Genomic DNA, 11,218 nt, shown 5'->3' on the forward strand with positions numbered 1-11,218 from the left:
GGGGTGGGTCGTCGACGTCGTACTGCGTGCTCTGTTCGTTCGACGTCGACAGGCCAGTGGGGCGACGGCGCGAGGTCGGCGGTGATCTGGCGTCTTGCAGTCGGTGCTCGCGGGTGGTAGGGTCGCGTGGTGGTGGTGGCCAGCAGTGCGGGTCGTCGGTCGTCGACGCGGACCACGCGAACGGTCAGTCACGTTTGTCCGTAGCGTGCGAGTACTGTTCGGGTGGTTGGTGCCCGAGTCGTCGTTCCGCGAGCCGCGGTGGACGTTCGACGCGCTCGTGTGGAGTGTGGCGTCGAGTACGACGCGTCCGACCCGTGGGTACGTCCGGGTTCGAGGGGGAGTCCGGCCTGTGGGGGTCGGTTCGTGGGCCGTGCCCACCCGTCTCCTGCGCTCGGGTCGACGGCGTACGCGTGCGGTGACTGTGGACGGCGGACGACCGACGTGCTCGCACTGGCCGTCGGCGCACTGGCGCCGGAGGCGGACCGACGTGACGGAGTGGGTCCGGACAGTCGTCCGAAGACGCGGACGGGTGTCGACGAGGACGCGTGACGGAGGTGGCTACTCGCTCCCGAGGAGGCGTTCTTTGAGCGACCGGCGGCGTTTCTTCTCGGCGAGGAGCACCGAGCAGTCGACGTCGTCGACGACGTCCATGACGAGCGTGCCGCCGAGGAGGCGGTTGATGAGGCCGCGTTCGGTCGCGCCGACGAGGAGCATGGTGGCGTCCCTGGCGCGGCGTTCGATTGCTTCTTCGACGTCGCCGTCCTCGATCGTGAACTCGGCGTCCTTCAGGTCGTGGTCGACCGCCCAGTTCGCGAGGAACTCGCCGGCGTCGTCCCGGCTCTCGTCGTCGTCGCGCACGTACAGGAGTTCGACCGTCGAGTCGTACTCTTCGCGAAGGTCGCGTGCGACGGCCGCGGAGAGGTCGCTGTCGGGGCCGCCAGCGGTCGGCACGAGGAGGTGGTCGGGGTCGAACCCGCGGTCCTTGAGGACGAGGAAGTCACAGGGGACCTCGCTCGTCAGTTCGTCGACGCGCGATTCGGCGCGGCCGTGCGAGTGCGGCCCCCAGCCCATCACGCAGACGTCCGCGTTGTACGTGCGGGCGGCGTCGAACACCTCCTCGAACGCGCGATGGGAGATGATGGTGTGGGTCTCGACGTCCACGCCGAACGTCTCGGCGTCCTCGCGGGCGGCTTCGAGGAGGTCGTCGTTCGTGCCGTCGAGCGCGTCGACGTTGTCGCGAGCGTGCTCGAGCGTCGTCTGGTCGGGGACCGTCACGATGTGGGTCGCGATGACGGTGCCGTCGTTCTGTTTGGCGAGGGCGCTCGCGAGCGTGATGAGGTCCTTCTCGTGTTTCGGGTTCGCGAGCGGCACCATCACGCGGTAGTCGCCGCCGTCCGGAGCAACCGAGTCAGCGGCTGAGACCGCTGCCTTGGGCATGTCGTCCCGCCGACTGAGGATGTACTGACCGAGGATTCCCTGCTTGTCGGCACGAGTTCTGGCGTAGAAGAGGTACCAGCCCAGGCCGACGGCGATGAAGACGAGACTCAACTGGATTTCCTCGGGTTTCATCTGCGTGATGAGCCCGAACGAGAGTAGCGCGCCGAGGATCGGCGTCAGCGGGTAGAACGGGACCGTGAAGTCCGGGTCGTACTCTTCGGGGTCCGCCTCCCGCATCACGATGAGACCGAGGTTCATCAGTCCGTACACGACGAGGTGGAGGACGCTCCCGGCTTTCGCGAGGACCTCCACGTTGCCGTACGCGATGAATGCGAGGATGAAGGCGCCCGTCACGACGATGGAGCGGTACGGGGTCGCGAACTTCGGATGTATCTCGTTGAGTTTCGCGGTGATGAGTTTGTCTCGCCCCATCGCGAAGTTGATGCGCGAGGACGCGAGGATGCTCGCGTTCGCACTCGACGCGGTTGCGAGCAACCCGGCGAACACGATGAGGCCGCCGCCGAGCCACGCGAGGCCGAGGAGGTTCCCGAACGAGATCTCGGCGACGTGCACGACCGGTGATGGGATGGTGGCGAGGGTCTTCCAGTTCTCGACGCTCATCAGGACGACCATGATGATCGCGTACATGATCGTCACGATGACGACCGAGCCGACGATGGCCAGCGGGAGGTTCCGCCCGGGGTTCTTGATCTCTTCGGCGACAGTCGTGATCTTCGCGAACCCGAGGTAGGAGACGAAGATGAGCGCGGTCCCAGGGAGGATAGCGCCGTAACCGCCGGTCTCGGCGGGTGCGAACGGCCGGAGCGTCGAGAGGTCCGCGCTGAAGAACCCGATGACGGTGACGGCCGTGAGGATGGCGACGAGCGTGATGACGATGATGTTCTGGAGTCGTCCGGTCTCCTTCGCGCCGACGTAGTTCACGGCGACGAAGACGGCGCCAGCGACGAGGGCGGCGATCTGGATGGAAGAGAGTGAGAACCCGAAGAGGTCCACGCCAGGAACGCCGACGATGTCGACGAGGAAATCGCCGAACCCGAGCATGTAGAACGCCGATGCGAACGCGAGCCCGATCCAGTTCCCCATGCCGGCGATAGAGCCGAACAGCGGGCCGAGCGCGTGGTTGACGTAGTAGTAGCTTCCGCCGGCCTTTGGCATCGCGGTGCCGAGTTCGGACGCCGACAGCGCGGTGAAAAGCGAGATGACGCCGCCGACGATGAACGAGATGGCGATGACGGGCCCGGCTTCACCCGCGGCCTGCCCGGGGAGGACGAAGATGCCGGCGCCGATCATGGTGCCGACGCCGATGGTGAGCGCGGCGAGCGGGCCGAGGTCCTTGGCGAGTTCCTCGTCGCTCATGATTCGGCCTCGTCAGTCGACGCTGTGCCGCGTGATCTGTCTGGGAGGACGACCACGGGGCGGTCGTTCTCGGTGACGAGGTCGCGGGCCGTGTCGCCGGTGAGGAACTGGAGCCACCGCGACCCCTCTCGAGGCGTGAACGCGACCGCGGACGCGTCGATGTCGGCGGCCGCCTCGAAGACGGTGTCGGCGACGTCCGTCCCGTAGTCGATGCGGGTCTCGACGCTGACGTCGGCGGTCCGGCAGTGCGCTTCGACGTGGTCGAATATCTCTCGGGCGCGGTCCTCGCGTTGCTCCACGCCAGCCTTGTCGACCCCCCCACCGGCCTTCTCGATGACGTGACAGACGACGATTGTCGCCCCAGCGTCCAGCCGTGGGAGGAGCGCTCGCAGCGTCGCCTCCGCGTCCGCCTCGCTCGCCACCGGCACGAGCGGGTACGCGAGCAGGTCCGTCATCCACCACCACCTCCGTCTGGCGTCGACGTGGCGACCGTCGGTTCGCCGTCGCGACGACCGCGGCGAGAGACGGTCGCGGCGCGCTCCCGACAGCGGCCGCTTCCAGTGAATCGTGACATACGCCTGCTTGCGCGCCCCCGCTACGTAATACTTGGCTCTCGACACCGTGCCTGCCCGGAGTTCTGCGTTCCCGACGGTGCGCCTTCCGGAAGTTCCGCGGTCCCGGCGGTGCGCCTTCCGGAAGTTCCGCGTCCTCCCGTTGTTCGCGTCGACGATGACCGCGAGTCGACGCCAGAGATCGGGACGATTCGGCGAGAAATTCACCGGACGCGGACGTCACCGATCCGGTCGGGCGTGGTCGGCTCGACGGCCGTCCACTCCCGGGGCGTCCCGGTGATGCCTCGACATCGAAGTTCGCGGCTCTCCCCTCGTCGTCGGACGTCCACTCGCCCCCCGAACAGGTGCGCGAGCTGGGCGAGGTCGGCCTCGTCAGTCGTGTTCGTGTACGTCGGATAGACGCCGAGGGCGTCGGGTGCGTCGGCGAGCACGAGCAACTGGTGGGTGAACCGCGCGACCGTCTGGACGTCCCCGCCGAGGACGAGTCGCGACAGCGAATCGAACACGACGTGCCGCGTCGACACCCCGCGGTCGAACAGCGTCGACAGGCACTCGTGGACCGCTTGACTCGTGCCCGTGAGATCCATCGGGGACCGCATCCGCCAGTGCAGTGGCCGCGGGTTCGCGCGTACCGCGTCGCCCTGTGGTCGCGCGTCCACGACCGCCACGTCGTCGCGAGCGACGCCCGAGACGCGCCGCTCGATGCGGTCGACGAGCGTCCGCGGTTCGAGGTCCGTCGTCACCGCGACCACGCCGTCACCGTCGCCCGCGGCCCGGTCTAGCAGTCCCGTCGGGACGCCCCGGAGCACGTCCTTCGACGGTCCCGCGACGAGGACGCTCCCGGTGTCGCCGAGACTCCCATCCGCGATGGCGCTCGCTACGTCGTTACCCTCTGACATGGTATCCCACCACGCTGCATTCGACAGAAAGAGGACACTCAACGGCTTAACGCTGACGGCAGCCCGTTCCTCGACGTGACGTGGAATCGGCGACGACGGTCGGAACTCCAGGCGGACTCCCGACCGATTCCGAACGGACTCCCGACGGAGTTCGGACGGAGTTCGCACGATCGATACTACCGCACTCGCCAGTGACGCTCCTGGAGGCACGACCCTCCACCCCACCATGACACACTCAACCAGACGCCGCGTGCTCGCGATTGCTGCCGCAACCGCCGCGACCGGCGCCGTCTCCACGGTCACGGCGACCCCCGGCAAGGGCGACGAACGCGGGAACGCCCGGTCGTTCGGCGCCGTGTACGCCAACGACGTCCTCTGGCGCACGAACGTCGTCGAGGTACTCGACAGCGAACCATCCCGCAGCGACGCGATCTACTTCCTGCACGACGGTACCCAGCCGATTGTCGGTAACTCGAGCGCGGACGACGCGCAGCTATCCCTGTTCGTCTCCGAATCAGCGCCCGGCGGCCGGGACTGGAACGGCGGCCAGTGGGTGCACTACAGCGCGGAGATAACCGACCTCGACGCGTTCAACGCCGACGCCCCCCTCACCCGCGACACCGACGTCCTCGACACCGACTACATCGACGTCACCAAAGGCCGCCCCAGCTTCGGCCCACCGAACTACTTCATCTGCCCACTCAACGGCAACGCCTGACGCGAACACGCACCTGAACGCGACCACGACGACGGGACCACGGCCGCACCCGCCTGCTGCTCCTTGGTCCTATTTTCGCGACGCACGCACTCGTCGCTACGCTTTCGCTCCCATCGACCCTCTCTCGGAGTCGGCCACGGGCTTGGTCGAGTTCCTTCGCGAGCTCGTACGCACTCGCCTCGGGATGGTCGTCGACGTAGTTCTGGTACGTGCGGTAGTCCTCGACCAACTCCTCTGCGGACGGGTTCGGCCGGTCGTAGGTTCCGATTACGCGATCCTCGGTGGGGACTGCATTCAGCGGCGGAATCGGCGGTAAGGGGTATAAGCGCACGGTGTATTCAATTGAGCGAGGGAGGCATCCCTCGACCCACACCGTGGCTGCGCGCCCGGCGCGCACTCCACGTTCTCCGGCTGCCGACTCCAAGAAGTATATAAATGTTATCCTACGGGTTTAGAACGACAGATTCGTATCAGAATTATATTGTATATGTTGGTGTCCCAACATCGATTAATTAAACCGCAAAACTTGACCGGTTTTGAACGGTCTTCAAGCCGACGTTGAACGCGAGAAATCCGACCTATACCAAATTCCAGACACACTTGACAGAGGTGGTTTGGAACCGATGGCCGACGGGATTAAGTAAGTCGCTTCTAATCTCATTGGTAACATCGGCACGGTGGGTGAACCGTCAGCCGGTGTGGGAAAATACAACAATGCAACTGAAGAACCTCTTCGCGGACGAGGACGCCGTGTCGCCGGTCATCGGGGTCATCCTGATGGTCGCGATCACAGTCATCCTCGCAGCCGTGATCGGCGCGTTCGTACTCGGCATCGGTGGCAGTCAGGACCAGGCCCCGCAGGCCTCCTTCCAATGGAGCAGCAGTGGCACTGCCGTTGTCCATTCAGGAGGTGATGCGCTGGACTCCACCAACCTTGGTCAATCCACCGCGTCAGATGGGTGTGACAATCCCGGCAGTGCTCCTGGTGTAGTCTCGGACACCAACATTCAGGCTGGCGAAAACGTGCTTAACGACGTCGGAGGATGTGGCTCAGCTACGATCGTCTGGAGTTCTCCGAGCTCCGATAGCACGAACATCATCGGCGAGCTCAATCGCTAAATAATGCAACTAAAGAATCTCTTCGCGGACGAGGACGCAGTGTCGCCGGTTATCGGGGTTATCCTAATGGTCGCGATTACGGTTATCCTTGCAGCCGTGATCGGCGCGTTCGTACTCGGAATTGGCGGGAGCCAGACGCAGACGCCTCAGGCCAGCTGGGAGTGGAGTTCCGGTAGTGCATCCGGTACATTGGCCTGTGACGTCAGCGTAGATGGTAGTAGCAGTGGCTCCACGTTTCATGTAACCCATCAGGGTGGCGATGAACTTGAGAGTGATAACCTTGCGATCGGTGGCACCGACTGTACTGACGGGAATACAGTAAACGCTGGAACCCCTCTGCAAGTCAGTGATGTCCAAAGCGACACGACGGTTTCGCTGGTTTGGAAGAGCCCCTCTAGCAGCGATACCAGCATCCTGTCGAGCTACGACGCCTAAACGGATACACTGTCTTTCTTGGTTTCTTTTTATAAACCGTAGAGCGCCGAAGCGCAAAATAAATACAAAATGAAGCTAAGCAGGCTACTCATTGAGGATGATGCTGTGTCGTCGACCATCGGGGTGGTATTGACGGTCGCGGTGACGGTCATCCTCGCAGCGGCTGTGGGGACGTTCGCGCTCGGCCTGGCGGAAGAGTCGACGAAGCAGACGCCGTCAGCGTCGATCGAAGTGGAATGGGACACGGTCGGGGGAGACGACGTGGTCGATATCACCATCCTCGGTGGCGATAGCGTGAAGTCGCGGTTCGTCAATGTCGTCCACCAGGACGGCACCGAACTGTGGAGCGACGGCACGACGAACGGCGTCTCGATTTACGACAACAAGAAATGGGGTGGCGACGAGATACAGTCCGGAGACACCCTCGGACTACAGGAAGACTCCAGCAATGTCTTCCAATCCGACGACACCGTGAAGGTCATCTGGAACAACGGGCAGAAGTCGCAGGTCCTGGGGTCGGGCACGCTGAATTGACGCTTTTCTCGCACTCATAACCGACAATCCCTGGCGTGGGGAGCGACTCTCGGCTCGGTGAGAGGTTTTTACGTTGGTTTCTGGTCGCTAAAGCCGTAGCATCATGACTACTGGCGGCTTCGACTCCGAGGACGCTCCTGGCTTCGCGGCCATCGTCCTCGGGGCCATCGGCCTGACCGAGATCGGCACCATCAGTATCTACGGGTTCAGTCTCAGCGACACCGCGTTCTCGCTGGGGAGTACCGCCGTGACGTGGGCGGCACTCCTCGTCGTCGCTGGCGCCGTCTGGATCTCCATCACGAACGAGGTCGCCATCGGCGACTGGATCGGGATGGTCTCGGACGGTGACGACCCGCAGAACCAGAACAAGAACCTGGAGACGGCGCCGGCGTCGCCGCCTACGCCGGCTAACCAACTCCCTTCGCACCCCTACCCATGTCCATCAACCCGTTCTCGGCCGCTTCGGGTGGGTATACCCTCCGGTGATGGAGAGTGACGGTATGAGAAGTGGGACCACGGTCGCTTGCGACGCTCGCTCCCTGGTCCCATTGTCGCGACGCGCGCACTCGTCGCTACGCTCCTCGTTTGGCGTCGCGAAAAGTGGGACCGCCGAGAGTCGAACTCGGGTCCTACGGACCCCATCCGCAGAGGATACCACTACCCCACGGTCCCTGTACTCTGACGATTGGTCGGTTCGTGTTTAAGGGTGTCGTTTCGGGTGCGCCGGCTCGTGGTTTGCTAGACGAGCACGCGCTCGAGAGTGACGACCTCGCCGCTTTCTGCACCTGGGTCGCCGGTGAGGCGGCCGAGGGCGACGACGGCGTCGTTCGGCGTGTAGGCGGCGACGATGCCGTCGACGGTCTCGGGGTCGGGCGCGTCGATGACGCCGGGTGCGTAGATGGGGGCGCCGTCGGCGACGGATTCGGCGGCGCTCGGCGCGATGGTCACCTTCGGGAGGTGGGAGAGCGCGCGTTCGGCGGGCTGGAGGACGTCACGGAGCGCCTCGGGGTCGTCGTGGTCGAGCCAGTCGTGGATGGCGTCGACGAGGTCGTGGAGCGTGACGAGCGTGGTGTCGTCGAACGGCGTGGTCGCGGTCCGCCGGAGGTGCCCCATGTGTGCGCCGGTGCCGGCGGCGAGCCCGATATCGTGACAGAGCTTCCGGATGTACGTCCCGGGCTCGCAGCGGATGCGGAGGAGTGCGCGACGCTGCTCGACCTCGAGGACGTCCAGGTCGAATATCTCGCGCGTACGGAGTCGCCGCGAGACCGCGGACTTCCGCGGGGGCTTCTGGTAAATGTCGCCTTCGAACTCCGCGACGACGGCTTCCAGGTCGCTCGGGGCGTCGGCGTGCAGTTCGAGGACGCTCACGTACTCCTTTTCGCCTTCGCCGAACGCTTGCGCGACGCGGGTCGCGTCGCCGGTGAGTATCGGGAGACACCCCGTGACCTTCGGGTCGAGCGTCCCGGCGTGTGCTGCGCCGTCGACCGAGAGGTCCTCGCGAGCACGCCCCGCTGCCTGTGCGTCCGCGAGCGCGTCGCTCGCCGCGTCGCGCACCCACGCCGCGACCTGGTGTGCGCTCGGCCCCGGCGGCTTGTCGAGGTTGACGACGCCGAACGCGAGGAGTTCGGCGGGCGTCCGGTCGGCGGGCGCGGACCGGAGCATCAGTGGTCGACGGCGAGGTCGACCGTGAGGTCGACGGGTTCCATGCCCTCGTCCGTCGCCGAGTCGTACGCTTCGACGGCGTCCACGAGGAGGTCGACCATCGCGTCCTCGCCCCAGCGCGCGGTGTTCATCGACAGGTCGTAGATGGAGCGGTCCTCGATGTCGATGCCGTAGTATTCCATGTAGCGTTTCGCTTCGCTGGATTCGCGCGCGGCGGTCTCCTCGGCGGCGGCCTCGGGGTCCTTCCCCTCGCGGTCGGCGATACGGGCACCGCGCACGGAGACTGGTGCGTCCAGCCAGAACCGGAAGTCCGCGTGGTCGCCGGCGAGCCAGCCCGCGAGCCGGGATTCCAGCACCACGTCCTCGCGTTCCCGAGCGATCTCCTGGAGGCGCGCGTCGAGGTCGCGGTCGATCTGGTCGTCCTCTTCGGCGAGCTTGTTGAACTCGAGTGGCGTGTAGCCGCGTTCGTCGGCGAGCTCTCGGAAGATGTCGCCACCGGAGATGTGCTCCAGATCGAACGCGTCGGCCAGCGCCGGTGCGGCAGTACTCTTGCCGCTACCCGGTGGGCCGGAGACGGTCAACAACATACACTCTCTCGGACCGTCGCGGTAAAAGGAATTGTGACTTCGCGCGACGTTCGGGCGACCGACGACGCTAGGAGGAACGACGGCGATTGGGAACCGTCGACCGCGCGTTCAGGACGGCGTGGGGGTGTCGAGGTCGAGCGCCTTCCGCATCACCTGCGTGAACCCCATCGAGCACAGGAAGTAGAACGCAATCCAGGCGGGGAGCGGGCCGATGCTCCCGTTCTTCCACGTCACTTCCCCGGCGAACGGCATCACGACGGTCTGCTCGAGGCCCTGGAGGTGGCCGGCGCCGCCGCGCGTGCCGATCATCCAGTACATCCAGAGGAACGCGGGGATGGTGAGGAGCGTGATCCACGCCATCGGGCGGAAGTTCTCCTTCATCATGTTCATCTGGTCGCCCATCGCGTCCATGCGTTCCTCCTGGATGCGGTCGACGGCGGCGTCGTCACCGCGCTCTTTCGCCTCCTTCTCGCGTTCCTGGAGCGCCTGGAACTTCTCCTGGTACGCCGCGACCTTGTCCTGGTCGACCATGTTCGCTTGCAGGAGCGACGAGTACAGCCCCGTCACGAGCGAGATCGCGAGGATGACCGCGTAGAACGGGAGCGCGGCGTCCAGTGGCCCGAGGACGACGTCGACGATGCCGCCGACGACCTGCCGGATCGGGTCGAAGTAGTAGCCGGCCATGAGCAGGAGCGTCCCGACGCCCGCGAGCTTGTCGCGGGTCTTCCAGCTCGACCCGGAGTCCTCGACCTCGGGGATGTCCTCTATCTCGTAGTCGTCGTCGCCGTCGACGTTCCCGTCGAGGACGTCCGCGACGGCGTCCGCGTCGGCGAACTCGAAGCCGTCGTCGCCGTCGACGAGGATGTCCTTCTCGAGGAGGCGACCCCATTGGCCGGACGAGATGTCGTCCTTCACGTCCTTCCAGCGGACCACGCCGTCGTTCTCGTCGGCGACTTCGCGAACGGTCTCGAGCGCTTCGCGCATCTCCGCGCTCTCGTTCGCGAGTGTCGCCGCTTTCTCAGCGGTTCGCGCCATTTGCAGGCCCTAAGCGATGGCGGGTAAAGAAGCTTTTACTCTCCGTCGCGTCCGGTGCCAGACCGAACCCGACGGTGACGGGCGGTCTCGCGAGCCCCTGGATGGCCTCTCAGGCGTTGGTTTCGATGGCGGCTTCGACGTCCTCCCAGACGGCGTCGGGTGCGCGTTCGCCGTCGACGGCGACGAAGTCGTCGCGATCGCTGTAGTGGTCGATGACGGGCTGGGTGTTGTCGTCGAAGACGTCGAGGCGGTTCTCGACGGATTCGGGCTGGTCGTCCTCGCGCTGGACGAGGTCGCCGCCGCAGTCGTCGCAGACGCCCTCGGTCTCGGGCTGGTCGAACTCGACGTGGTAGTTCGTCCCGCAGTCGTCGCAGACGCGTCGGCCGGTGAGGCGGTCGACGAGTTCGCCGCGGGAGACGTCGAGGTGCAGGATGACGTCGAGGTCGGTCATGTCCTCTAGCTCTTCGGCCTGTTCGAGGTTCCGCGGGTAGCCGTCGAGGACGTAGCCGTCCGCGGTCGAGAGCGCTTCCTCGACGATGGCGTTGACGACGGCGTCGGGGACGAGGTCGCCGGCTTCCATGTACGCGCGGGGCGTGTCGTACTCGGTGTCCATGTCGCTGATGTCCATGTCCTTGTTCGCGCGGAGCGCGTCGCCGGTGGTGACGTGCTCGACGCCGAACGCGTCGGCGATGCGTGCGGACTGCGTGCCTTTGCCTGCGCCCGGTGCGCCGAGGATGAGTACGTGCGGTTTGCTCATACACGGGTGGTCACGGGCCGGGGTTAAATGGTTGTAGAAACGCGCTCGATGTTACCGCGAGTGGCCGCGGTCGGTGTCACCGCGAA

General features: G+C 65.4%; 13 protein-coding genes and 1 tRNA gene. 5 read left to right on the forward strand and 9 right to left on the reverse strand.

What is annotated here, in order from left to right; translation table 11 throughout:
• Positions 1–558: 558 nt before the first annotated feature.
• From LI336_RS13695 to LI336_RS13705, 4 genes are all read right to left on the reverse strand, one after another.
• On the reverse strand, positions 559–2,814 hold the full coding sequence (locus LI336_RS13695) for an amino acid permease (protein WP_227133693.1): 2,256 nt from the start codon (positions 2,812–2,814) through the stop codon (positions 559–561).
• Complete coding sequence (locus tag LI336_RS13700; RefSeq protein ID WP_227133694.1) at positions 2,811–3,269, reverse strand: universal stress protein; 459 nt, start codon at positions 3,267–3,269, stop codon at positions 2,811–2,813. The genes LI336_RS13695 and LI336_RS13700 overlap by 4 nt, the downstream gene beginning before the upstream one ends.
• Positions 3,266–3,388: a hypothetical protein gene (locus tag LI336_RS20210; RefSeq protein ID WP_264475427.1), complete on the reverse strand. Its 123-nt coding sequence runs from the start codon at positions 3,386–3,388 to the stop codon at positions 3,266–3,268. Before LI336_RS20210 ends, LI336_RS13700 begins: the two co-directional genes overlap by 4 nt.
• 201 nt (positions 3,389–3,589) lie before the next feature.
• Positions 3,590–4,285, reverse strand: a complete 696-nt coding sequence (locus tag LI336_RS13705) for a DUF7504 family protein (protein WP_227133695.1) — start codon at positions 4,283–4,285, stop codon at positions 3,590–3,592.
• Between the two features lie 226 nt (positions 4,286–4,511).
• On the opposite strand from LI336_RS13705, the gene LI336_RS13710 reads away from it, so the two are divergent.
• The 5 genes from LI336_RS13710 (at position 4,512) to LI336_RS13730 (ending at position 7,587) form a co-directional block, all read left to right on the forward strand.
• On the forward strand, positions 4,512–5,003 hold the full coding sequence (locus LI336_RS13710) for a hypothetical protein (protein WP_227133696.1): 492 nt from the start codon (positions 4,512–4,514) through the stop codon (positions 5,001–5,003).
• Positions 5,004–5,717: 714 nt separating this feature from the next.
• Positions 5,718–6,122, forward strand: a complete 405-nt coding sequence (locus tag LI336_RS13715; protein WP_227133697.1) for a type IV pilin domain-containing protein — start codon at positions 5,718–5,720, stop codon at positions 6,120–6,122.
• 3 nt (positions 6,123–6,125) lie between these two features.
• On the forward strand, positions 6,126–6,557 hold the full coding sequence (locus tag LI336_RS13720; protein WP_227133698.1) for a type IV pilin domain-containing protein: 432 nt from the start codon (positions 6,126–6,128) through the stop codon (positions 6,555–6,557).
• A gap of 69 nt (positions 6,558–6,626) precedes the next feature.
• Positions 6,627–7,091: a type IV pilin domain-containing protein gene (locus LI336_RS13725; RefSeq protein WP_227133699.1), complete on the forward strand. Its 465-nt coding sequence runs from the start codon at positions 6,627–6,629 to the stop codon at positions 7,089–7,091.
• A gap of 103 nt (positions 7,092–7,194) precedes the next feature.
• On the forward strand, positions 7,195–7,587 hold the full coding sequence (locus LI336_RS13730) for a DUF8023 family protein (RefSeq protein ID WP_227133700.1): 393 nt from the start codon (positions 7,195–7,197) through the stop codon (positions 7,585–7,587).
• A 105-nt stretch (positions 7,588–7,692) separates the two neighbouring features.
• On the opposite strand, the gene LI336_RS13735 is transcribed toward LI336_RS13730, so the two are convergent.
• The 5 genes from LI336_RS13735 to LI336_RS13755 form a co-directional block, all read right to left on the reverse strand.
• Positions 7,693–7,763: transfer RNA gene (locus tag LI336_RS13735), tRNA-Pro, on the reverse strand.
• Between the two features lie 66 nt (positions 7,764–7,829).
• Positions 7,830–8,756 (reverse strand): RNA-guided pseudouridylation complex pseudouridine synthase subunit Cbf5, encoded by a 927-nt coding sequence (locus LI336_RS13740; RefSeq protein WP_368408385.1) that lies wholly within the window; start codon positions 8,754–8,756, stop codon positions 7,830–7,832.
• The gene (cmk, locus tag LI336_RS13745) at positions 8,753–9,340 is read right to left on the reverse strand and encodes a (d)CMP kinase (protein ID WP_227133702.1); all 588 of its coding nucleotides are present in this window, start codon (positions 9,338–9,340) and stop codon (positions 8,753–8,755) included. The genes LI336_RS13740 and cmk overlap by 4 nt, the downstream gene beginning before the upstream one ends.
• A 108-nt stretch (positions 9,341–9,448) precedes the next feature.
• Positions 9,449–10,375 (reverse strand): DUF106 domain-containing protein, encoded by a 927-nt coding sequence (locus LI336_RS13750; protein ID WP_227133703.1) that lies wholly within the window; start codon positions 10,373–10,375, stop codon positions 9,449–9,451.
• A 109-nt stretch (positions 10,376–10,484) separates the two neighbouring features.
• On the reverse strand, positions 10,485–11,132 hold the full coding sequence (locus LI336_RS13755) for an adenylate kinase (protein ID WP_227133704.1): 648 nt from the start codon (positions 11,130–11,132) through the stop codon (positions 10,485–10,487).
• Between the last annotated feature and the right edge of the window lie 86 nt (positions 11,133–11,218).

It is taken from the genome of Halorubellus salinus, from assembly GCF_020567525.1.
Lineage (GTDB): Archaea > Halobacteriota > Halobacteria > Halobacteriales > Natrialbaceae > Halorubellus > Halorubellus salinus.